Source organism: Comamonas sp. JNW (assembly GCF_003105075.1).
GTDB classification, from domain to species: domain Bacteria; phylum Pseudomonadota; class Gammaproteobacteria; order Burkholderiales; family Burkholderiaceae_C; genus Comamonas; species Comamonas squillarum.
The window spans coordinates 67,380-88,074 of record NZ_QETI01000012.1; the positions used below are offsets into that span (position 1 = coordinate 67,380).

Sequence of the window (20,695 nt, forward strand, 5' to 3'; positions counted from 1 at the left end):
CATGCATGTTCTTGCTGGGATGTGCGGCTGCTGAAATCGCCTCGCCCGCAGGCCGGCCCTGCCCCTTGGCCAGCAGCAGCACCCCGCTGCGCAAGCGCGGGCCCCGCGCTTAAAACGCCCGAGCACCCCCCACCACCCCCAACACCGCCACCTTTGAGGTGGCGGTGGCGTTTCCGGGGTCGGCCATCACTGCTTTGTATAGCTGTGTATCTGCCCGCGCCGCTTGCTACACGGCCATGCATTTGGGGGGTGCGCATGACACATGCCACATACATGGCGGCGGTCTACTAGCTGACAGCCAAGACACACAAGTTTCGGCGCCCAGCTATCCAACCATCTTCACCAAGCAAAGGCCCTCCATGAACCCGATCACCACCTCCTCCCGCCGCAGCTTCTTGGGCCATGCCGCCCTGGGCCTGGCCCTGGCGCCCATGGGCAGCTTGCTGGCCAGCAGCGCGCGCGCAGCCAGCCCCAGCGGCGCCACGGGTTTTGGCCCGCTCAAGCAGATCGATGCCGGCGACCTGCGGGTGGAATACGCCGAAGCGGGCCCCGCCAATGGCCCCGTCGCCATCCTGCTGCACGGCTGGCCTTATGACATCCATGCCTTTGTCGATGTGGCACCGCGCCTGGCGGCAGCGGGCTACCGTGTCATCGTGCCCTACTTGCGCGGCTACGGCGGCACGCGTTTTCTGTCCGCCAGCACCGCACGCAATGGCCAGCAAGGCGCAGTTGCCCAGGACATCATTGCGCTGATGGATGCGCTGGGCATTGGCCAGGCGGTGCTGGGCGCCTTTGACTGGGGCGCGCGCACTGCCTGCATCATGGCGGCGATCTGGCCCGAGCGGGTGCGTGGTCTGGTCTCGGTGAGCGGCTACCTGATCGGCAACCCGCAGGCCAATGCCAAGCCCCAGGCACCCGCTGCCGAATACGCCTGGTGGTACCAGTCCTACCTCGCCACCGACCGGGGCCGCGACGGCTATGCCGCCAACCCTGCTGCCTTCAACCGCTTTATCTGGCAGCAAGCCTCGCCCCAATGGCAGTTTGACGATGCCACCTACCAGCGCAGCGCCCAGGCCTTTGACAACCCCGACCATGTCGCCATCGTGGTGCACAACTACCGCTGGCGCATTGCCCTGGCACCGGGCGAATCGCGCTTTGATGCGCTGGAGGCCCGGCTGGCCAGCGCGCCCCGCATTGCCGTACCCAGCATCACGATGGAGGGCGATGCCAATGGCGCGCCGCACCCCGCGCCAGCTGCCTATGCGGCCAAGTTCAGCGGCCCCTACCAGCACCGCAACCTGGAGGGCGGCATTGGCCACAACCTGCCCCAGGAGGCGCCGGCGGCCTTCGCCCAGGCCGTGATCGACGTCACCCGCCTGTAACCCCCCAACCAGCCACCAATGGAGCTGCCATGGCCTTGTACCTTGCTGCCTTTGTCGCGGGGGTGCTCAGCGTGCTGAGCCCCTGCATCCTGCCCGTTCTGCCCTTTGTCTTTGCACGCCAGGGCCAGCCCAGCCGCCACGGCAGCCTGCCACTCTTGATCGGCATGGCGCTGGCCTTTGCGGCCGCCGCATCGCTGGCCGCCGCAGCCGGTAGTTGGGCGGTGCAGCTGAGCCAATTTGGCCGAGGCCTGGCGCTGCTCGCATTGGGCGTTTTTGCAGCGTCCCTACTGTTGCCTGGCCTGGCTGCCTGGTGGAGCCGGCCGCTGGTGCAGATCGGACAAAAGCTGGCTGCCCAACAGATCCAGCGCCGCTGGCTGCATTCGGCACTGCTGGGCGTGGCCACGGGTCTGATCTGGTCGCCCTGCGCCGGCCCGGTGCTGGGCCTGCTGCTGTCCGGTGCCGCACTGGCGGGGCCGGGCACCGCCACCAGCGCGCTGCTGCTGAGCTATGCGGCCGGTTCCGGCCTGGCCTTGTGGGCGGCCCTGCGCATCAGCGCCGGCACCCTGGCACGCCTGCGGGTCCATTGGTTACCGGGCGAGCGCGGCCGGCGCGCCGCTGGCGCCGCGATGCTGGCGGCCGTGCTGGCCGTGGCCACCGGGCTGGACAGCCGCCTGCTCGCACAGTCGGGTGGGTGGGCCGGCTTGGGCAGCAACGGGCTGGAAAGCAGCCTGCTGCAAGCGGCCATGCCCTCGGCCCAAGCGGCCGAGCGGGCGGGCAATACCCCAGCGCCGGTCGGCGACAGCGCCCACTACACCAGCCCGCTGCCGGTGGAATCGACCCGCCCCAGCCTGGAGGGTGGCACGCAATGGCTGAACGCCGAGCCGCAGTCCATCCCCACGCTGCGCGGCAAGGTGGTGCTGGTCAATTTCTGGACCTACTCCTGCGTCAACTGCCTGCGCACCCTGCCGTATGTCAAGGCCTGGGCGCAAAAGTATGCCGATAGCGGCCTGGTCGTGGTGGGGGTGCATGCGCCCGAGTTCGCGTTCGAGAAGGACCGCCGCCATGTCGAAAAGGCCTTGCAGCAGCTCAACATCAGCTACCCCGTCGTGCAGGACAACGGGTTCCGCATCTGGCGCGCCTTTAACAACCAGTACTGGCCCGCGCTCTACCTGGTGGATGCCCAAGGGCGGGTGCGCCACCACCAGTTTGGCGAAGGCGGCTATGCGGCCACCGAGCGTGCGCTCAACGAGCTGCTGCGCGAAGCCCAAGCGCCATCGGCTGCAACGGCGCCTGCCAACAACGCCAAAGTCAATGCCAGCGTCACCCCCGACACCCAGGGCCTGGGCATGGCCGCCGACACCGCCAGCCTGCGCAGCCCGGAGCTCTACCTGGGCTATGACAAAGGCGGCAGCCTGCGCCTGGCAGGCCGCCCCGCCCCCGACAAGGCGGCAGACTACCAGCCCGCGTCGCTGCGCCTCAACACCTGGACCTTGCAGGGCAACTGGACCTTGATGCCCGAGTTGGTGCAAGCCAATGAGGCGGGCGGGCGCTTGGCGCTGCGGTTTGAGGCCCGCGATGCCAACCTGGTGCTGGGCGCTGCCGGTGCCGGCCCCTTGCGGTTCCGGATCACCATCGATGGCCAGCCCCCGGGCAGCCACCACGGCAGCGATGTCGACGCCCAGGGCTACGGCCAGGTCGATGCCACACGGCTCTACCAGCTGGTGCGCCAGCAAGGCGCGGTGAAGCAGCGCAGGCTGGAGATCGAGTTTCTGGATGCGGGTGCGCAGGGCTATGCGTTTACGTTTGGCTAGCGCTGGTCCTCGTACCAGTGCTCGTGCTGGTGCATGTGGGTAGGCATGGCGCGCCTGCTAGGATGCCTATTGCCCCTCACTGGCAACCAGCACCAGCACCAGAAACACCCACAGGCACGCGCGCATGGACCCCACCCTGACACAGCAGCTTTCACAACAGGAGGCCCTGCTCCACCGCCCGGAGATCCGCAACCAGCCCGGGCGCGTGTCGCAACTGTTGCACCCGGCCTTTGAAGAGACAGGCCGCTCCGGCCAGCGCTATACCCGAGAGCAGGTGCTGGAGGCGCTGCGCAACGAATCGGACGCCGCCGAGATCGTGGCAGACGGCTATGCCGCGACCGAGCTGGCCCCCGGTGTGGCGCTGCTCACTTACCGCAGCACGCAGCGCGACGCGCAGGGCCTGCGCAGCAAGCACACGCTGCGCTCGTCGATCTGGTTGCTGACAGATGGCCATTGGCAGCTGCGCTACCACCAGGGCACACCAGCCCAGGACATTTGGTAGCCGGTGGCAGGTTAGCCAGGCAGCGACGCTCTACAGACAGCGCCCGGGGGCAATTCGCCGTACCATGGCACAGCGCCAGTGCCCGCTCACCAACATAGTCGCCAGTACCCTGCGCGTGACTCCCGCCCCATCCCCCCTTTGCCCCTCTGCCACCAGGAGCCTCCATGCCGATCGAACTGTGGTTTGCCTTTGTCGCAGCATCTGCCCTGCTGCTCATCATTCCGGGACCGACGATTCTCACGGTCATCAGCTATTCGATGGCCCAGGGGCGCCGCGCCAATGTACCGCTCGTCGCAGCAGTGGCGCTTGGCGATTCGACGGCGCTGGTGGTGTCGCTGCTGGGGCTGGGGGCGCTCTTGGCGGCGTCGGCCTGGTGGTTCACCGCCGTCAAATGGGCAGGCGGGCTCTACCTGCTCTACCTGGGCATCAAGCTGTTGCGCGCCGGCATCTCGCCGTCCGAGCTGGCTGATGCGCCTGTCTCCAGCTCGCGCTGGAAGCTGTTTGCCAACACCTACCTGGTCACGGCGCTCAACCCCAAAGGCATTGTGTTCTTCGTGGCATTTCTGCCGCAGTTCATCAGCGCCGAGGCACCGCTTGCGCGCCAGCTCTGGATTCTGGCCATCACCTTTGTCGTGATGGCCACCCTCAACGCCACGCTCTATGCCGCCTTTGCATCGTCTGCCAGAAAGCTGCTGTCTTCACCCAGGTCGCTGCGCTGGTTCAACATGGCAGGGGGTGGCCTGCTATCAGCCGCCGGGGTCTGGGCGCTCTTGGCGCGGCGGCCAGGTTAAGGCTCAGAGCCGAGGCTTGCGGCCGGTAGGCCGCCCGCTTGCGCTGCCCCGTTGCACCGCCCGTCCCGTCGCGGCGCCACATCAAGCCGCAGAAAACGCCGCCAGCATATGGCGCAGCAATTGCGACGCCACCGGCGACAGCGGCCGGCCGCTGCGGGTGACCACATGCAGCTGGCTGTGGTTGAGCACCGGGCTGGCCAGCGGCAGCGACACCAGCGTATCGAGCGCTACGCCCTGCAGCGGAATGGAGCGCGGCGTCATGATGTAGCCCAGGCCCATCACCGCAAAATCCCAGAGCACCTTGAAGGAGTTGGTGGTCAGCATCGGCTGCAGGCGGATGTTCTCCTCCAGCTCGGCGGCCTGGATGTGCTTGCGCACGCCAAAGGATTCTTCCAGCGCCGCGCCCGGGTAAGGCGCCAGATCGGCCAGGCTCAACGGGCCCTGGTGGCTGGCCAGCGGGTGGCCCTTGCGCACATGCACCCGCACGGGGGCCAGCCGGGCATGGTGGGAACGCAGGCGCGCATCGGCCGGCGGCTGGAACACGATGCCGATATGCGCGCGGTCCTCCAGAATGCACTGCACGGCCTCTTCGGTGCCGGCCACCTTGATGTGGTAGCGCACCTCGCCATGGGCCCGCACAAAATCCTGCAGCACCGGGCCCATCACCATGTCCAGGGTGCCCTCGCCCAGCACCAGGTCCAGATGGCCGGATTGGGCGTTCTTGAGGCTGTTGACCTCGGCGACAAAGGTGTCGTGCAGGTCCTGCTGGCGGCGGGCAAACAGTGCCAGCATGCGGCCGGCATCGGTCACCACCACGCCCCGGCCGCGCCGCTCCAGCAGCACCAGGCCGGTGTCCTGCTCCAGCCGGGCGACCGTGCGGCTGACCATCGACGGGTCCACGGCCAGCACCTCAGCGGCGCCGCGCACCGAGCCGGTTTCCATGATCTGCAGCAGGCACAACGCCCGCTTGCGGTCCAGCACATCGTCCATCCCCAAGTTCAACATCGCTTGCCTCCGCCAATTGTTGCGATTCTTGCAACGTTTGATTGCCGGCGTTGTCATGGACGCGACGGATGGCAGTTTCGATAATGGTTTGACTTTTTTGTGACGGCCCCACCATGAACGCACCTATCAAACCCTCCATGCTATCTGCCGTACAGGCCCTTGCGCCTGAGTTTGTCGGCATCCGCCACCAGATCCATGCTTTCCCCGAGCTGGCGTTTGAAGAGCTGCGCACCAGTGACCTGGTGGCCGAGCGCCTGCAGTCCTGGGGCTATGAAGTACACCGGGGCCTGGGCAGCACCGGCGTCGTGGGCCGCCTCAAAAAAGGCCAGGGCAGCCGCAGCATCGGCATTCGTGCCGACATGGATGCGCTGCCGATCCAGGAAAAAACCGGCCTGCCCTATGCCAGCACCCTGAGCGGCAAGATGCATGCCTGCGGCCACGACGGCCACACGGCCATCTTGCTGTGCGCGGCGCGCTACCTGGCCGAATCGGTGGACTACAGCGGCACCCTGAACCTGATTTTTCAGCCAGCAGAAGAGAACGAAGGCGGCGCGCTGCGCATGGTCGATGACGGCCTGTTCGAGCAGTTCCCCTGCGATGAAATCTATGCGCTGCACAACACGCCGGGCCTGCCGGTGGGCCAGATCGGCATGATCACCGGCCCGGCGATGGCCTCGTTTGACCGTGCCACCGTCACCCTGACCGGGCGCTCGGCGCACGGCGCCATGCCCCACCATGGCATCGATGTGATGCAGGCCGCTGCCAGCATCGTGCTGGGCCTGCAGTCGCTGGTCAGCCGCGAGGTCGATGCCCTCAAATCGGCCGTCATCACCGTGGGCTCCATCCAGGCGGGCGCCACCTACAACATCGTGCCCGAGAGCGCGACGATCAAGATCGGCATCCGCGCGCTCAACCCCGAGGTGCGCAACCAGATCGAAACCCGGCTGCGCGACTTTGTCAGCGCCCAGGCGCAGAGCTACCAGCTGCAGGCCGATCTGCTCTACGAGCGCAAGTACCCGGTACTGGTCAACCATGCCGCGCAGACCGAGCGTGCCCGCGAAGTGGCCGCAAAACTGCTGGGCGCCGACAACGTGGTCACGCGCGGCCCGGTCATGGGCAGCGAGGACTTTGCCTACATGCTGGAGCACCGCCCCGGCGCCTATGTGCGGCTGGGCAATGGCCTGGGGCAGGACGGCGGTTGCATGGTGCACAACCCGCTGTATGACTTCAATGACAAGGCCCTGCCCATCGGCGCGGCCTTCTGGGCCAGCCTGGCACACAGCTATCTGCAATAAACCCACCTAGCGAGAGCACCATGACCGCAACCCATCGCCGCCAGTTCCTTCAATACGCCAGCGTGCTGGCAGGCGCCCCGTGGCTGGCCACCCAACCGGCCTGGGCCGCCGATGGCTACCCCAGCAAGCCTCTGTCGCTGGTCGTCCCTTACCCCGCTGGCGGCGCCAGCGATACCGCCGCACGCATCTTTGGCGAATCCATTGGCAAGACGCTCAAGCAGCAGGTCGTGGTCGAGAACTACGGCGGCGGCACCGGCCTCATTGGCGCCAACAAGGTCCTGAGCGCGCAGGCCGACGCCTATACGTTCTTCCATGGCTCGATCAACGAGGTGTTTTTGGCCCCGATGCTCAACCCCTCGGCCCGCTATACCCCTAAGGATTTCAGCCTGGTCGCGCCGATCAGCGAAGCGCATATCGTGCTGCTGGCCCGCAATGGGCTGCAGGCCGATTCACTGGACAAGGTGATTGCGCTGGCCAAGCAAAGCAGCGCCAAACCGCTCACCTATGCCACCGTGGGCATTGATTCCATCTACCACCTGATGGGTGAGGCCTTGGCCACGCGCGTGGGGGCGCCCTTGCTGCATGTGCCCTACAAGGGCGGCGCCCCCGCCTTGCAAGGCGTGGCCGGTGGCGAGGTGGACCTGGCGATCCTGCCTTACCAGACCAGCTTTGATGCGATGCAGGCCCAGGGCCGGCTCAAGGTGGTCACCAGCTTTTCCAAGGAACTGCCCACGCCGCTGGCCCATATCCCGCTCATCGGCCAAAGCCAGCAGCTGCCTGACTTTGCCTACACCATCAGCGGCGGCTACTTTGTCAAGCAAGGCTGCCCGGCAGAGCGGGTCAGCCTGCTGCGCAATGCCATTGGCGCGGCGCTGCAAAACCCCGAGATCCGCGCCCGCCTGGAGGCCGAAGGCCGCACCGTTGCCCAGCCCACCGGCAGCCAGGCTGCTGCCAACCAGGCCTTTGACCAGTACCTGCTGCGCGTGGGTGAGCTGATCCGCACAGTGGGCCGCAAGCCCATGGCCTGAGTCTGCCTTTCACGCCAGCCCTTGCATCGCAGGCTGGCCTGCTTCTTATGAACCCCTCCCCCATGGCGCCATCTAGTCCGCACTGTGGCGCACAAGGGCTGCGGCATGCTGTCACCCGCTGGGCAGCATGCCGCTTTTCGCTGTCGAAATTAGTACATAATATTGCACCACCAACAATCAGTTGCGCCAACTGCGTGCTAACAGGCAATGCATTCAGTAACGATTGCCACAAACCAGCGGGGCGTCCGATCCCTTGATTTGACGCGGATGTTGTGGGAAACCCTGCGAGCTCGCAGGCAAGCATTGAACTATTTATTGATTCGACCACTTGATAGCATTTAGCATGACCCGGGTGGATGTCTGCTTGGAATCCGCTAAGCTTTCGAAAAGCTGACATTTGTTGAATTTATGATTATTCAACAGTCATAGTTTTGACATATGATCTCGATTCCTCTGGAGGGAGGTAGAAGTAGAAGAAAAGGAAAACGACCTTGGAGCCCGCAGTCATGCGGGCTCTTTTTTTGTCAATTGCTGACGATTGCTCCAGGCATTCCCCTATTGGGCGCCAATAGCCGTCCTAGAATTTGACCATCGCTTTCGCCGAGTTCATGCGTACCCTCCCTCCCTCTCTTGATTTGCATGGACACCCTGTTTGACAGGATCGGCTTTCTTCTTGAATGCACTGCCGCCCCATTGGGGCGGCATTTTTTTTGGGCCACACGGTTGCCAGGCGCACTGGCAGGTCTTTGCGCCGTATCAAGGCAGTTGCGCGGGTGGCGCTCCAGCTCAGACCAGCGCCGTTGACAGGCCCTGCCTGGTGTGCACCGGCAGCTGCCACTGCCCGCCATCGTGCTCAGCGACCACCTCGATGCGCGGCGCATCACTGGTGACGCCGCCAAAGATGGTCGCGAACGCCGCATCGGCGGCATCACGGCCGGTAGCCAGCCGCATCATGCCCATCGGAATGGCGGTACCTGAAGGGTCAAACATGTACCAGCGCCCGCCCAGGTAGACCTCGACATAGGCATGGAAATCGGGCGGACCCAAGGCCGGGTCGGCGCCGTAATCGGTGCCTGTCACAAAGCGGGCAGGCAGGTTGATGGCGCGGCACATGGCAATCATCAGGTGCGCAAAATCGCGGCAAACGCCGACGCACTCGACCAAGGTATCGACGGCCGAGGTGGTACCGCTGCTGCTGTTGGAGCGGAACTTCACATGCTGCTGCACCCAGTTGCACACGGCCTGGGCACGCGCATAACCCGGGGCCTGTTGGCCGAACAGATCGTAGGCATAGGCGGCGAGCCGGTCGGACTGGCAGTAGCGGCTGGGGTAGATATAGCGCAGCGCTTCTAGCGGCAATTGGTAGAGCGGCACCTCGGCAATGCTCTCGGGGTCGTCGCTGTAGTGGCGCATCTCGACGGTGGCCTGGTAGTTGAGCTGGAGCGGGCCGCTTTGCGCCTGCAGCCGCAGGCTGCGCTGACCGTCGGCATCTTGCTGCAGCTGCCAGGTGGCACCGGCCTGGTTGACGCTCAAGTGCTCTTGCACCACCGACTGCTGCGGGGTGAAGGCGGGGTGGAAGTTGAAGAAAAAGTCGGCGCTGGGGGTCAGCACCGTATAGGCAAGCTCCAAAGAATACTGCAATCGGATCATGGCGTGGGCTTCTGGGCCATCGTTGAGGAAGATTCCTGGCTGGGGGCAGATCCAGCCCGCATCCAAGTGGCAAACGGCTGCGCTGCAACCAGTGTGCAGCCAGATGCAGACGCCGTCTGTCAGGCAAACGCCCTGCTGCCTTGTGGTCCGCCGCTACCTGGCTGCAAGGCGGTGGTGACAGCCCCGCGCAGGCCCGTCGTACCAGCGCTGCTGCGCTTGTCCTACGGCCCGGTCGCGGTCAGCGCCGCACCATGGAAGCACCAGGACCCAAGTCCTCCACCAAACCCAGGAGCGCAGCATGACCCATCCTCAAGATCCCAAACTCAACCCCGATCCCATCACCGATGAGCCCGGAGCCCACCCCATTGGCACTGGCATTGGTGCCGCCGGTGGCGCGTTGACCGGCGCGGCTGCAGGCTCGGTCGCAGGGCCTGTCGGCACCGCCGTGGGCGGTGTCGTGGGCGCCGTGATTGGCGGCCTGGCCGGCAAGGGCGCTGCCGAGGCCGTCAACCCTACTGCCGAGGATGCCTACTGGGCCGACGCCTACCAGCGCGAGCCCTACTTTGCCGAAGGCTATACCTATGACGACTATGCGCCAGCCTACCGCGCCGGCTACCAGTCGGTGCGTGATGGCCTGGTCGATTGGGACGATGCGCGCAGCGACTGGGAGCGCCGCTGGCAGCAAGAGCGTGCCCAAAGCCGCCTGGGCTGGCCAGAGGCTGAGCCTGCTGTAAAGGCTGCGTGGGAACGCGCCAACCGCGCCTACAAGCAGACTAACCAGGGCTAAAACAGACTGCCCTTGAGACAACAACGCCGCGCCAGGCCATTGCCTGGCGCGGCGTTGTGCGTTCAGTAGGCGATGGCCGCTGCCAGCAGCCCCGAGGCTGCGGCAGCCAAGGCCAAGCGACTGGCGCGCTCGGGCGCATAGGTCAGCACCAGGCCCCAGGCCATCGCGGCCAAGGTCAGCAGGCCCAGCCAAGCGGCGATGCCGACCGAGGCGTTCCAGCGCTGCAAGCAGGCCATCAGCGATAGCAATAGCAAGGCGCTGCCGCCCGCCTGCCAGCCATGGCGCTGCGTGGCGGCGAGCGCGGCGGTACCCAGTGGTTCCTCATGGCGGTCCATGGCGGCCGCCAGCGCCGCAAAACCGGCAAAGGCCCACAGCAGACTTGCGATGGGGATCATCGTTGCTGCTCCATCGCGCTGGCCACGGCGGCATGCGGCGCCAGCAAACCGGTATCCGTGGCGGCTGGCTTGGCAGCGGCTGCCGGTTGGCGCGCTGCAGGGGTCGCAGTCTGCCCACTGCGCGCCAGCCACCACACGACCCAGCCATGCAAGGCGGCCAGCGCCAGCATCATCAAGTCAAAACCGGCAATGCTCCACTGCGCATGCGCAATGCTTTGGGGCAGCCATGCACCGCCACTGAGGCCATTGAGCAGCGGCAACAAGGCCAGCAGCACGGCGGCCAGCAGCATCTGCTCGCGCCAGGCCTGGCGGTGCGGGCGCAGCAGGGGGTGCAGCAGGCATAGCGCCCACACCGTAAAGAAGCCGCGAATCTCCCAATCGCTGCGGCCAACCAGATCGGCAGGCAATAAGCGGTTGAACCAGAAGAACGAGGCCGTGGCGACCGACAGACCGGCGATCGCGCCCACATTGAGCACCTCCACCAGGCGGTGGCCATGGGGCGTGCGGCCCAGCTTGCGCCGCTCGGGCAGGCGCTTGACCACCCAGAGCACCATGCCGGTGGCTGCCATCGTGGTGCCGACCACGCCGCTCAAGAACAGCAGCCAGCGCACCAGCGGCTCGGCAAAGCGGCCCAGGTGCAGGCTCGATACGACATTGCTGGTCGCACGCGGCCAGGAGATGGCAGCGGCCTCTGGCGCCTGGCGCGGCTCGCCGCTCACGCCATCAAACAGCAAGGTCGATGCCGCGCCCCGGTTGACCAGGCTGGAGCCCCCACCCTCGCGCAGCTCCACGGTCGCGCGGGCAGTGCCGGGTTCATTGACGGTGATGCTGCCCACGCCATGCACCGGCCACTGCTGCAACGCTGCCTCCACCATCGGGCCCACGGGTGCCATTGCGACGGTTGCGACGGGCGTATTGGCATCGGCATCGGCATTGGCCTCGCGGCTGGCACGGCCGCCCTCACGCGGGCCATTACCGCTATTGGCATTGCCCGCGCCCGGCTGTGCCTGGCGGTTGCCCCGCAGCTCGGAGAAATAGGCACTGCTGTCGCCGCTGTAGGCGGTCTGCACGCCCCAGGGCATCAGCATGTTCATCAGCAGCACCAGGCCGCTGAACGTGATCACCAGGTGAAAAGGCAGCGCCAGCACGGCCGTGGCATTGTGCGCATCGAGCCAGGATCGCTGGCCCTTGCGTGGGCGGAAGGTGAAGAAGTCGCTGAAGATCTTCTTGTGCGTGATGACGCCGCTGATGATGGCCACCAGCATCAGCATCGTCGCAAAGCCCACGATCCAGCGGCCCCAGATGCGCGGCATCGCATAGAGCTCAAAATGGAAGCGGTACAAGAAGCTGCCGCCCCGCGTCTCGCGCGGCTGCAGCTGCTCGCCGGTGCCGGCATCCAAGGTGGCGCGCTGGGTCCCTGCCCGGCCAGCCGCAGCACCGGGCTCGCGCCAGGAGGCCTCGATCGCCGTCTGGCGTTCATTGGGCAGCGACAAGGTCCAGGTCGTAGCCTTGGGCGCCATGGCCTGCATGGCATCCAGCCCGCGCTGGGCGGTATCCGCATCGGGCACGGACTGGTGCAGCTCGGGCCGCATCCAGTCGGTGATCTCATTGCGAAAAAAGCTCAAGGTGCCGGTAAAGAACACCGCATACAGCAGCCAGCCCAGCAGCAGCCCGCTCCAGGTATGCAACCAGGCCATCGACTGCCGCAGGCCCTCGGGTTTGCCGTCGACCCTCATGCCGCTGCTCCCGGCGCCAGCACCCAGGCGATCAGCGCAAGGGCCGCCGCTGGCAGCGCAATGCCCAGCCAGGCGCGCACGGCCGTTGCACAGGCAAAGGCCCACATCGCCGCGATCGCGTAGACCACAAAGGCCAGCATCGTGGCCGCCATCGTCGCATCCACCCGGGCCATGCCCAGCGTTTGAAAGCCCACGGCCCCCGCTGCGGCAGAAGCCGCTGCCAAGGCATAACCGCCGCCAATGGCGGCGATGGCCCGCGACGCGACACGCGTGCGGTAGCCCAGCAGGCCGGCTGCAGGTGGGGGGGTGGGGGCTGTTTGCATCTTGACCATCCTGTGAACAGGGCCCGCCACAGCGGCATGGCCCGGGGCGCCTGAGCATGCCTGTGATACCGCAGGCCTGGCAGTGCCGCGCGGTATTTTAAATGAGAATGAGTCTTGATAAATGTTTGGACATCGATAAAGCTGCGGCTGAGCACCATCCGCAGGCATTCACGTCAAAAACGGCCCCGAAGGGCCGTCTCAAACCACCAGCGCTGAATTTGACCGGCTGCTCAACCCCGCCCGCGCTGCAGCAGCAGCCCCAGCGCCGCCAGCAGCGCAAAGGCCGCGCCGCAGACAAAGGTGGCCTGGTAGCCAATGGCATCCCAGAGCAGCCCGGCCATCACGCTGGCCAGCAGCAAGGCCACACCGGTGAGCAAATGGAAAATGCCAAAGGCCGTGCCGCGCAGCTCGGCCGGCGCGCTGTCGGCAATCATCGCGTTGAACAGGCCCTGGCTAAAACCCATATGCAGGCCCCACAGCGCCACGCCCAGCCCCAGGCCCAGCACACCGGGTACCAAGGCCAGCACCAGATCGGCGGCCACCAGCAAGAACAAGCCGGCGAGCAGCACATCCTGCCGGGGGCGGCGGTCCGACAGCGCCCCGGCCGGATAGGCCGACAGCGCGTACGCCAGCCCCATGACCACCAGCACCGCAGGCGCCCACATGGGCGGCAGGCCGGCCGACTGCGCGCGCAAAATCAAAAACGCCTCACTGAACCGCGCCAACGTGAACACCAGGCCCAGGCCCACCACCACCCAGTAAGCCCGGGGCAAACGCTGCAGCTCGCGCCTGCGCAAGGGCAGCTGGCGCGGCCGTTGGGCGATCGGCGTTACGGGCTCTTTCACAAAAAACACCAGCACCGCCACCGCCGCAAACGCGGGCAGCACCGCCAGCCAGAACACCAGCTGGTAGTTGTCCGCCGTCCACCACATCAGGCCGATGGCCAGCAAGGGCCCGGTAAAGGCGCCGATGGTGTCCAGGGTCTGGCGCAGACCGTAGGCGGTGCCGCGCAAATGCGGTGGCGTCACATCGGCCACCAGCGCATCACGGGGCGCGCCGCGAATGCCTTTGCCCACCCGGTCCACAAAGCGCGCGCCCACCAGCCATTCCAGGCCGCCTGCCAGCGGAAACACCGGCTTGGTCAGTGCGCCCAGGCCATAGCCCAGCACGGCCAGCAGCTTGCGCTTGCCAAAGCGGTCGCTGATCGCGCCGGAAAACACCTTGACGATGGAGGCCGTGGCCTCGGCGATGCCCTCGATCAGGCCCACCGCCAGTACCGAGGTGCCCAGCACCGCCACCATGTAGATCGGCAAGAGCGCATGCACCATCTCGGACGAGATATCCATCAGCATCGAGACAAAGCCCAGCGCCCAGACGCTGCGCGGCACTGCGCGTGCGCCGCGCTGCAACGCGCTGTCCGCTGCGGGCTCGGGGGTTTCAACGGTTTTCGTCATGCGCGTCATACACCCGTTGGGCATAGGCCTCCAGCAAGGATTCGCAGTGCTGCAGGCGCTCGGCCGCCGTCACTGCCAGCGGCGCGTCGTAAAAGTCCAGCTTGCGGATCTTCTCGTACCAGGCCTGCAGTTTTTTCAGGTCGGTCTCTTCTTCATCCAGCTCGGCATAAGTGAACTTCTCGATCGCGATCTCCTTGGCGATCTCGGCCTCGAAATCCTGGCAGCGGCCCAACAGTTCGCGGTACTGGTCGTCGCGGTCGGCCTTGAAGCGGGTGATGACCTTGTCCTCCTGCCGCCGGTCGAGCGCAATGGTCTCCAGCAGCACGCAGTCCCCGTCCATCGCGGCAATGTCGTTCTCCAGCACCTTGAGCCGGCGCACATGGTCATCGGTCTTGGGCAGCAGGCACACACCGTTTTGCAGGTACACGGCCCCCAGGGCCTTGAGGCGCCGCCACAGCGCCATGCGTTTGGCTGTGGGCTCGGCCGGGACTTTATAGGTCAGCAGCAACCATGTGATGGAATCCATCGATCATCCTAATTTGTGACGACCGTTTCATTTTAAGATGGACGAACAACTCCTAACAGCTGTGTCAGATGAATTTTCTATGACCCCTGCGCAAAGTCCTGCGCGGCATGCAGGCGTCAAAAAGCCCCGCGAGCGGGGCTGGCTGGGGGGCTGTGCGCGGCACTAGGTATCGGACTCTGGCGCCAGATCGCAAGGCCCGACCGAGAGGAAATCGTCTTCGAAAGAGGCCACGGCCTCGTCCAAGGCCCGGGTGATACGCTTGGCCACCTCGTCGCTGGCGACCAGCGCACTGTCGGCATCAAAAATGGCGGCCGCATCGGTGACCCCTGCGAGATAAGCCATCTTGAACAGCTTGATCTGGTCCGGGGTAACCACGGTGATTTGCAGCTCCGACAAAGACTTTGCACGGGATCTCATACGGCCTCCTCTGCGGGCGCATCGCCATGAAAAATCAGGTTTGCAACACACCAGCCTCCGACCGGTCAGATGTTGTCATCCTGCAGCTGTCACAAACATAGCATAGCAGTACCTGCTTGTTTCATATACAGCCCCCAATGACAGTCACTTGCGGCAATGGCTGACAGCAGGCGCGCCACCGGTGCGACAGCATGGACCACCATCTGGGAAGATGAAGATGCTTCTCCGAGACAGACGCCTGGGGGGTCGCGTGTGGAGTGCCTTGTCGGCAACCGCTCCCACCTCTGCAACGGTCAACCCACACCGCGTTTGGGGTATTTTCAGATTTACTAGACGACCGGTCTATTTTTTACTAACATCGAGCCCATGACCTTGACCCAGAAAGCGCAAGCCACCCGCCAGCACATCCTCGACACCGGGAACCAGCTCGTGCTGCGCAAAGGTTTTGCAGCGGTGGGCCTGCAGGAAATCCTCAAGACCTGCGGCGTGCCCAAGGGCTCGTTCTACCACTACTTCCCGTCGAAAGAGGCCTTTGGCTGCGCGTTGCTGCTGCAGTATGTCGAAGGCTATGGCCGCAAGGTGGATAGCCTGCTGGCAGCCGATGGCACGGGCTATGAACGCCTGATGCGCTACTGGGACGCCTGGATCGCAGCGCCCGGCGATGCGCACTGCGGCTGGGCCGAAGAATGCCTGGTGGTCAAGCTCGCGGCCGAGGTTGCTGACCTGTCCGAAGAAATGCGCCAGGTGCTCGATGGCGGCGTGCAGCGGCTGCTGGCCAGGATCGCTGCCGTCATTGACGAGGCGCGCAGCGATGGCTCGCTGCCTGCGGGCCCGCCGTCGCTGGTGGTCGCGCGTGTGCTCTACCAGATGTGGCTGGGCGCGGCGCTGCTGGCCAAGCTGAGCCAGGACCGATCGTTTCTGGTGCAAGCGCGGGCCGCCACCGTGCATTTGCTGACCTGCAACGCATCCACCCTCTCCTCTCCCCAACCCCTCCCTTCATCCCCCAAGGAGTCCCCATGAAAGTTCTATTGGTACTGACCTCGCACGACCGTCTTGGCGACACAGGCCGCAAGACCGGTTTCTGGCTGGAAGAATTTGCCGCGCCCTACTACGTATTCCAGGACGCAGGCGCCGAAATCACACTCGCATCCCCGCTGGGCGGCCAGCCGCCACTGGACCCCAAGAGCGACGAGCCCGATGCCCAGACTGCCGCCACCGAGCGCTTCCGTAAGGACCCGCAGGCACAGGCCGCGTTGGCAGCGACCACGCCACTGGCCCAGATCCAAGCCGATGACTTTGATGCCGTCTTCTACCCCGGTGGCCATGGCCCGCTGTGGGATCTCGCCAATGACGCCAAATCGATTGCACTGCTGGAGGCCTTTGAGCGCGCAGGCAAGCCGCTGGGTCTGGTCTGCCATGCGCCGGGCGCCCTCATCAAAGTTAAGGCCGCCGATGGCCAGCCCCTGGTGGCAGGCCGCCGCGTGACGGGGTTTACGAACAGCGAAGAAAACGCAGTTGGCCTCACTGCCGTGGTGCCCTTTTTGATTGAAGATGAATTCATCCGTCAGGGCGCCGACTACCACAAGGGCCCGGATTGGCAGGTGCATGTCGAGGTCGACGGGCGCCTGGTCACCGGCCAGAACCCCGCCAGCAGCGAAGCCGTGGCCCAGGCCCTGCTGTCGATGCTGGCCCAATAAGGACAGCCCCCATGCGCAGTGCGATTCACTCCACCTTTGGCGAGCCCGCCGAAGTCCTGACCCTGGGCGAGCAGCCCATGCCCCAACCCGCCGCCGGCGAGGTTCGCATCAAGACCTTGCTCGCCCCCATCCACAACCATGATCTTTGGACCATCCGTGGCCGCTACGGCTACAAGCCCGAGCTGCCCGCCATTGGCGGCAGCGAGGCCGTGGGCGTGATCGATGCGCTCGGCGCTGGCGTCGAAGGCGTCACGCTGGGGCAGCGCGTTGCGGTAGCCGGCGTCCACGGCACCTGGGCCGAGTACTTTCTGGCGCCCGCGCGCCTGCTGGTGCCCGTGCCCGAGGCCATTCCCGATGAGGTAGCCGCCCAGCTCATCGCCATGCCGCTCAGTGCCTTGATGCTGCTGGAGTTTTTGAACGTGCAACCCGGTCAATGGATTGCGCAGAACACGGCCAATGGCGCCGTCGGCAAGACCCTGGCCATGCTGGCCAGCGCACGCGGCGTGCAGGTGCTCAACCTGGTGCGCCGCGATGCAGGTGTGCAGGAGCTCAGTGACTTGGGCATTGCCAATGTCCTGTCCACCGCGCAAGCGGACTGGAAGCACAGCGCCAGCGCGCTGCTCGGCCCCCAAGGTGCTTACGCCGCCGTCGATTCCATTGGCGGTGCATCCAGCGCAGCGCTATTGGCCTTGCTCGGCGAAGGCGGCACGCTGGTGTCGTTTGGCACCATGGCCGGCGAGCCGATGCAGATTGATTCGGGCGCGATGATCTTCAAGCAGGCCACCGTCAAAGGCTTTTGGGGCAGCAAGGTGAGCGAGGCGCTGTCCGCCCAGGACAAACGCCGCCTGATCACTGAGCTGATCCAACGCATTGTGGGTGGTGAGCTGAAGCTGCCGGCCGAGGCCATCTATGACCTGGGCGATGCCGCCCAAGCGGCCACAGCCAGCCTGCAACCAGGCCGCAAGGGTAAGGTACTGCTCAAACCTTGACGGTGGCCCATGCCCTCAGGCGACCGGCACCACCGTCACAAAGGGGTGGTTGCCAAAAGCCTGCACGGCATGGCTTTCGGGCGCGGCATCGGTGATCAGGGTCCACTGGCGGTGAATGGGCGACCAGTTCATCTGCGACTTGCGGCCCAGCTTTTCAGCAGTGGCCAGCAGATAGACCTCGCGCGTGCGGCGGAACAGCTTTTCCTTGAACCAGGCCTGCTCGATCGAGCCTTCGCAAACGCCAAACTCGGCATCGATGCCATCGGCGCTGCAAAACACCTTGTCGAATGTGAGGCGCTCGAGCGCCATGTCGGCGAGCGACCCGTAGACGCTCATGCTGCCCCGGCGCAGGTCGCCGCCGAGCAAGGTGACGGGGATATCCCGGCTGCTCAGCGTGTTCAGCGCCAGCAGGTTGTTGGTGATGATGCGCAGCGAATCGTCCTTGGGCAGCAGGCGCGCGAGCGCATCGGTGGTGGTGCCGCCATCGATAAAGATCGTGTCGCCCGGCTCGATCAGGCTGATGGCCTTGCGCGCGATCGCGGCCTTGGCCTCGCCGTCATGCACCTTGCGCAACTCCAGCGATTCTTCGGGCTCATGGCGGATGGGCGCCGCCACGGCGCCACCGTAGACGCGCAGCAGGCGGCCGTCCTGCTGCAGCGCCTGCAGGTCACGGCGCACGGTGGCCTCGGAGATGGCAAACCTCGCGCACAGCGCGGCGACATCGGTCATGCCCGAATGCACGGCATGCAAAATGGACTCTCGTCGGTTGGCGACCTTCATGGGATGCGTGGCTGGCTACAGCGCAATAGCGATAACGGATAAGAGCTTAACCGAGTCCGCAACGCCTCAACCCGATATGCCATGGGCCTGCAGGATTTCGCGCATCTGCGCCTCCTGCTCGGCGCTGATGCGCACAGGGTACTTGCTGTTGCCCACGTGGTAGCCCAGCAGTTGCACGGCGCGCTTGACGGCGGCCGGCGCAAAGCAGACCTTGTAGAGCGCCTCGCGCAGGCTGGTGACCCTCTCTTGCTGCTGGCGCGAGCCGGCAATGTCACCCGCGGCAAAGCGCGTCCAGATCGCATTGACCTCGCGCGGCGCCGCATTGGCCAGGCCCGATACGGCGCCGGCGCAGCCTTCGACAAAGCCCTGGTGGATCAGGCTGTCAGGCCCGTTGAACACGACAAAATCCGGCACTTCCTTGGCGACTTTCAGAAAACCGCTGAGGCTTTCATGGCTGCCGGCGCTGTCCTTGATGCCGGCGATATTGGGGTGCGCGGCCAGGCGCTTGGCGGTCTCTGGCGCAATGGTGTTGCCGGTGCGCGCGGGGATGTTGTAGAGGTAAACGGGCACCTCCAGCGCATCGGCAATCGCGCTGAAATGCCCATGCAGCTCATCCTGCGACAGCGGCACAAACCAGGGCGTGATGGCGGCGACCGCATCCACACCCAGGCGGGCAATCTCGCGGCCTGCGCGGATGCATTCGGCCGTCGATACCTCGCCCACATGGCCGACCACGCTGGCGCGCCCAGCGACTTGCTCCATCGCCACCTCGGCGACGCGGCGCTTCTCCCCCTCGGTCAGCGCAAAGAATTCGCCATTCGTGCCGCCGCAGAAAATGCCGTTGCCCGCCTTGATCTGGCGGTCGATCTGCTCGCGGAACGGCGCCTCGGCAAAGCGGTCCTCCGCGTCCATGGGGGTGATGATGGCCGTCAGAATGCCTTGGAGTTTTTGCTTGTTTGCCATGGTGTTGTCTCAGTTAAACAGCTTCAGGTAGACCTTTTCGATATCGGCGCCCGTGACGGCCCCGGGCACATTCTTGATGAGGCGCTGCACATCGAGCGCGGCCTTCACCAGATCGGGCAGGTGATCGCGGCCAATGCCCAGCTCTTGCAGGCTGGCCGGCAGGCGCAGGCGCTGGACCAGATCGGCAAAGTAGGCCACCAGCGCATGCGATTTGCCTTCGTCGTCCAGCGCCATATTGGCACCGGGCACCAGCTCGTAAGCGCGTGCCAGCTTGGCAACGCACAGCGGGCGCAGCCATTCAAAGCAAGGCGCGAGCAAGATCGCATTGGCAACGCCATGCGGGATGTGGTACTTGCCGCCCAGCGGGTAGGACATGGCATGGACCAGGTGCGTGCCCGCATGGGCAATGCAGGCGCCGCCGTAGTACGAGGCCCAGAGCATGTTGAGCTTGGCTTCGAGGTTGTCGGGTTCGGCTAGCGAGAGCTCGATGTTCTCGAACAGCTTTTTCATGCCGATCATCGCGTAGTTGTCGGCGACCGGGTTGGCAATGCTGGCGGTAAAGCACTCGATCAGGTGGCAGAGCGCATCGACCCCGGTCGAAGCCGCAATTTTGTGCGGCATGGTCACCGTCAGCTCCGGCGCCAGCGCCACATAGTCGGGCAGCAGCACCGGGGAGATGATGCCCTGCTTGGTCTCGCGCGCAGGGATCGCCAGGATCGCATTGGGCGTCGCCTCCGAGCCCGTGCCCGCCGTCGTCGGCACCATCAGCGCCTTGACCCGCTGCGTGACCTTGGTGCCCGCCAGCAGCTCGGCCAAGCTGGGCGATTCGGCATGCGCCAGTGCCGACAGCAGCTTGGCCACATCCAGCACACTGCCGCCGCCCACGCCGACGACAAAGTCCACGCCGCGCAGATCGCGCTCTTGCAGAATCCGCTCCACATCCGCATCCGATGGCTCGGGCGGCACATCGTCAATCACCTGCACCTCGGCGGCCGCGCGCCGCAATTGGGCCAACAGCGCCTGCACGCCTGCGATGCCGGAGATGTTCTGGTCGCTGACAAACAGCAGCTTGTGCTTGCCGCTTACCAGGTAGGCGATGTCGTCGAGGACCTTGTGGCCACTGAGGACGGTGCTGTGGATACGCATGTCTTTGTCTCCTGGATT

Annotated in this window: 21 protein-coding genes; 10 read left to right on the forward strand and 11 right to left on the reverse strand. The window is 65.4% G+C overall.

Annotated features, from left to right (window positions below):
* Positions 1-359 precede the first annotated feature (359 nt).
* The 4 genes from DCO45_RS16940 to DCO45_RS16955 all read left to right on the forward strand — a co-directional run bounded on the left by DCO45_RS16940 (position 360) and on the right by DCO45_RS16955 (position 4,486).
* Complete coding sequence (locus DCO45_RS16940; RefSeq protein ID WP_116926913.1) at positions 360-1,382, forward strand: alpha/beta hydrolase; 1,023 nt, start codon at positions 360-362, stop codon at positions 1,380-1,382.
* Positions 1,383-1,411: 29 nt separating this feature from the next.
* The gene (locus tag DCO45_RS16945) at positions 1,412-3,193 is read left to right on the forward strand and encodes a redoxin family protein (RefSeq protein WP_116926914.1); all 1,782 of its coding nucleotides are present in this window, start codon (positions 1,412-1,414) and stop codon (positions 3,191-3,193) included.
* A gap of 124 nt (positions 3,194-3,317) precedes the next feature.
* Complete coding sequence (locus tag DCO45_RS16950) at positions 3,318-3,695, forward strand: DUF4440 domain-containing protein (protein WP_116926915.1); 378 nt, start codon at positions 3,318-3,320, stop codon at positions 3,693-3,695.
* A gap of 164 nt (positions 3,696-3,859) precedes the next feature.
* Positions 3,860-4,486, forward strand: a complete 627-nt coding sequence (locus tag DCO45_RS16955; protein ID WP_116926916.1) for a LysE family translocator — start codon at positions 3,860-3,862, stop codon at positions 4,484-4,486.
* A gap of 81 nt (positions 4,487-4,567) precedes the next feature.
* Here DCO45_RS16955 and DCO45_RS16960 read toward each other — a convergent pair whose 3' ends face one another.
* Positions 4,568-5,476 carry a LysR family transcriptional regulator gene (locus DCO45_RS16960; RefSeq protein WP_116926917.1) on the reverse strand — a complete coding sequence of 303 codons (909 nt, stop codon included), beginning with the start codon at positions 5,474-5,476 and terminating at the stop codon, positions 4,568-4,570.
* A 128-nt stretch (positions 5,477-5,604) separates the two neighbouring features.
* On the opposite strand from DCO45_RS16960, the gene DCO45_RS16965 reads away from it, so the two are divergent.
* Entirely contained in the window at positions 5,605-6,786 is a 1,182-nt protein-coding gene (locus tag DCO45_RS16965; protein WP_116926918.1) for a M20 aminoacylase family protein, read from the forward strand.
* A gap of 20 nt (positions 6,787-6,806) precedes the next feature.
* Positions 6,807-7,814 carry a tripartite tricarboxylate transporter substrate binding protein gene (locus tag DCO45_RS16970; protein WP_116926919.1) on the forward strand — a complete coding sequence of 336 codons (1,008 nt, stop codon included), beginning with the start codon at positions 6,807-6,809 and terminating at the stop codon, positions 7,812-7,814.
* A gap of 786 nt (positions 7,815-8,600) precedes the next feature.
* Here DCO45_RS16970 and DCO45_RS16975 read toward each other — a convergent pair.
* Positions 8,601-9,464: a transglutaminase family protein gene (locus tag DCO45_RS16975; RefSeq protein WP_116926990.1), complete on the reverse strand. Its 864-nt coding sequence runs from the start codon at positions 9,462-9,464 to the stop codon at positions 8,601-8,603.
* Between the two features lie 298 nt (positions 9,465-9,762).
* On the opposite strand from DCO45_RS16975, the gene DCO45_RS16980 reads away from it, so the two are divergent.
* Positions 9,763-10,251, forward strand: a complete 489-nt coding sequence (locus tag DCO45_RS16980; protein ID WP_116926920.1) for a hypothetical protein — start codon at positions 9,763-9,765, stop codon at positions 10,249-10,251.
* A 62-nt stretch (positions 10,252-10,313) separates the two neighbouring features.
* On the opposite strand, the gene DCO45_RS16985 is transcribed toward DCO45_RS16980, so the two are convergent.
* The 6 genes from DCO45_RS16985 to DCO45_RS17010 form a co-directional block, all read right to left on the reverse strand.
* Positions 10,314-10,646, reverse strand: coding sequence for a DUF3325 family protein (locus tag DCO45_RS16985; protein WP_116926921.1), 333 nt, complete (start codon positions 10,644-10,646; stop codon positions 10,314-10,316).
* Entirely contained in the window at positions 10,643-12,382 is a 1,740-nt protein-coding gene (locus tag DCO45_RS16990; protein ID WP_116926922.1) for a PepSY-associated TM helix domain-containing protein, read from the reverse strand. The genes DCO45_RS16985 and DCO45_RS16990 overlap by 4 nt, the downstream gene beginning before the upstream one ends.
* Positions 12,379-12,705, reverse strand: coding sequence for a DUF3649 domain-containing protein (locus DCO45_RS16995; RefSeq protein WP_232539315.1), 327 nt, complete (start codon positions 12,703-12,705; stop codon positions 12,379-12,381). The genes DCO45_RS16990 and DCO45_RS16995 overlap by 4 nt, the downstream gene beginning before the upstream one ends.
* A 230-nt stretch (positions 12,706-12,935) precedes the next feature.
* Complete coding sequence (locus DCO45_RS17000) at positions 12,936-14,159, reverse strand: MFS transporter (protein ID WP_116926991.1); 1,224 nt, start codon at positions 14,157-14,159, stop codon at positions 12,936-12,938.
* Positions 14,143-14,685, reverse strand: a complete 543-nt coding sequence (locus DCO45_RS17005; protein ID WP_116926924.1) for a Chromate resistance protein ChrB — start codon at positions 14,683-14,685, stop codon at positions 14,143-14,145. The genes DCO45_RS17000 and DCO45_RS17005 overlap by 17 nt, the downstream gene beginning before the upstream one ends.
* 162 nt (positions 14,686-14,847) lie before the next feature.
* Complete coding sequence (locus DCO45_RS17010; protein WP_133248188.1) at positions 14,848-15,102, reverse strand: hypothetical protein; 255 nt, start codon at positions 15,100-15,102, stop codon at positions 14,848-14,850.
* A 366-nt stretch (positions 15,103-15,468) separates the two neighbouring features.
* Here DCO45_RS17010 and DCO45_RS17015 point away from each other — a divergent pair, with 366 nt between their 5' ends.
* Genes DCO45_RS17015 through DCO45_RS17025 form a run of 3 tightly spaced genes read left to right on the forward strand, consistent with a single transcriptional unit; the run spans position 15,469 to position 17,788 of the window.
* Positions 15,469-16,122 carry a TetR/AcrR family transcriptional regulator gene (locus tag DCO45_RS17015; RefSeq protein WP_116926926.1) on the forward strand — a complete coding sequence of 218 codons (654 nt, stop codon included), beginning with the start codon at positions 15,469-15,471 and terminating at the stop codon, positions 16,120-16,122.
* Positions 16,119-16,799 (forward strand): type 1 glutamine amidotransferase domain-containing protein, encoded by a 681-nt coding sequence (locus tag DCO45_RS17020; RefSeq protein ID WP_116926927.1) that lies wholly within the window; start codon positions 16,119-16,121, stop codon positions 16,797-16,799. Before DCO45_RS17015 ends, DCO45_RS17020 begins: the two co-directional genes overlap by 4 nt.
* An 11-nt stretch (positions 16,800-16,810) precedes the next feature.
* The gene (locus DCO45_RS17025; RefSeq protein ID WP_116926928.1) at positions 16,811-17,788 is read left to right on the forward strand and encodes a zinc-binding dehydrogenase; all 978 of its coding nucleotides are present in this window, start codon (positions 16,811-16,813) and stop codon (positions 17,786-17,788) included.
* A 15-nt stretch (positions 17,789-17,803) separates the two neighbouring features.
* On the opposite strand, the gene DCO45_RS17030 is transcribed toward DCO45_RS17025, so the two are convergent.
* The 3 genes from DCO45_RS17030 to DCO45_RS17040 all read right to left on the reverse strand — a co-directional run bounded on the left by DCO45_RS17030 (position 17,804) and on the right by DCO45_RS17040 (position 20,677).
* A complete protein-coding gene (locus DCO45_RS17030; protein WP_116926929.1) occupies positions 17,804-18,568 on the reverse strand; it encodes a DeoR/GlpR family DNA-binding transcription regulator in 765 nt (254 codons plus the stop codon).
* Positions 18,569-18,634: 66 nt separating this feature from the next.
* Positions 18,635-19,531: a dihydrodipicolinate synthase family protein gene (locus DCO45_RS17035; protein WP_116926930.1), complete on the reverse strand. Its 897-nt coding sequence runs from the start codon at positions 19,529-19,531 to the stop codon at positions 18,635-18,637.
* A gap of 9 nt (positions 19,532-19,540) precedes the next feature.
* Entirely contained in the window at positions 19,541-20,677 is a 1,137-nt protein-coding gene (locus DCO45_RS17040; RefSeq protein ID WP_116926931.1) for an iron-containing alcohol dehydrogenase, read from the reverse strand.
* Between the last annotated feature and the right edge of the window lie 18 nt (positions 20,678-20,695).

What these genes read in the sequence shown, in the direction of transcription:
- DCO45_RS17020 (WP_116926927.1), top strand. Translation starts at nt 16,119, where the DNA reads ATGAAAGTTCTATTGGTACTGACCTCGCACGACCGTCTTGGCGACACA.
- DCO45_RS16995 (WP_232539315.1), bottom strand. Translation starts at nt 12,705, where the DNA reads ATGCAAACAGCCCCCACCCCCCCACCTGCAGCCGGCCTGCTGGGCTAC.
- DCO45_RS16955 (WP_116926916.1), top strand. Translation starts at nt 3,860, where the DNA reads ATGCCGATCGAACTGTGGTTTGCCTTTGTCGCAGCATCTGCCCTGCTG.
- DCO45_RS17040 (WP_116926931.1), bottom strand. Translation starts at nt 20,677, where the DNA reads ATGCGTATCCACAGCACCGTCCTCAGTGGCCACAAGGTCCTCGACGAC.
- DCO45_RS16940 (WP_116926913.1), top strand. Translation starts at nt 360, where the DNA reads ATGAACCCGATCACCACCTCCTCCCGCCGCAGCTTCTTGGGCCATGCC.
- DCO45_RS16990 (WP_116926922.1), bottom strand. Translation starts at nt 12,382, where the DNA reads ATGAGGGTCGACGGCAAACCCGAGGGCCTGCGGCAGTCGATGGCCTGG.
- DCO45_RS17035 (WP_116926930.1), bottom strand. Translation starts at nt 19,531, where the DNA reads ATGGCAAACAAGCAAAAACTCCAAGGCATTCTGACGGCCATCATCACC.
- DCO45_RS16965 (WP_116926918.1), top strand. Translation starts at nt 5,605, where the DNA reads ATGAACGCACCTATCAAACCCTCCATGCTATCTGCCGTACAGGCCCTT.
- DCO45_RS16950 (WP_116926915.1), top strand. Translation starts at nt 3,318, where the DNA reads ATGGACCCCACCCTGACACAGCAGCTTTCACAACAGGAGGCCCTGCTC.
- DCO45_RS16985 (WP_116926921.1), bottom strand. Translation starts at nt 10,646, where the DNA reads ATGATCCCCATCGCAAGTCTGCTGTGGGCCTTTGCCGGTTTTGCGGCG.
- DCO45_RS17000 (WP_116926991.1), bottom strand. Translation starts at nt 14,159, where the DNA reads ATGACGAAAACCGTTGAAACCCCCGAGCCCGCAGCGGACAGCGCGTTG.
- DCO45_RS16975 (WP_116926990.1), bottom strand. Translation starts at nt 9,464, where the DNA reads ATGATCCGATTGCAGTATTCTTTGGAGCTTGCCTATACGGTGCTGACC.
- DCO45_RS17030 (WP_116926929.1), bottom strand. Translation starts at nt 18,568, where the DNA reads ATGAAGGTCGCCAACCGACGAGAGTCCATTTTGCATGCCGTGCATTCG.
- DCO45_RS16980 (WP_116926920.1), top strand. Translation starts at nt 9,763, where the DNA reads ATGACCCATCCTCAAGATCCCAAACTCAACCCCGATCCCATCACCGAT.
- DCO45_RS17005 (WP_116926924.1), bottom strand. Translation starts at nt 14,685, where the DNA reads ATGGATTCCATCACATGGTTGCTGCTGACCTATAAAGTCCCGGCCGAG.
- DCO45_RS17015 (WP_116926926.1), top strand. Translation starts at nt 15,469, where the DNA reads ATGACCTTGACCCAGAAAGCGCAAGCCACCCGCCAGCACATCCTCGAC.
- DCO45_RS17025 (WP_116926928.1), top strand. Translation starts at nt 16,811, where the DNA reads ATGCGCAGTGCGATTCACTCCACCTTTGGCGAGCCCGCCGAAGTCCTG.
- DCO45_RS16960 (WP_116926917.1), bottom strand. Translation starts at nt 5,476, where the DNA reads ATGGACGATGTGCTGGACCGCAAGCGGGCGTTGTGCCTGCTGCAGATC.
- DCO45_RS17010 (WP_133248188.1), bottom strand. Translation starts at nt 15,102, where the DNA reads ATGAGATCCCGTGCAAAGTCTTTGTCGGAGCTGCAAATCACCGTGGTT.
- DCO45_RS16970 (WP_116926919.1), top strand. Translation starts at nt 6,807, where the DNA reads ATGACCGCAACCCATCGCCGCCAGTTCCTTCAATACGCCAGCGTGCTG.
- DCO45_RS16945 (WP_116926914.1), top strand. Translation starts at nt 1,412, where the DNA reads ATGGCCTTGTACCTTGCTGCCTTTGTCGCGGGGGTGCTCAGCGTGCTG.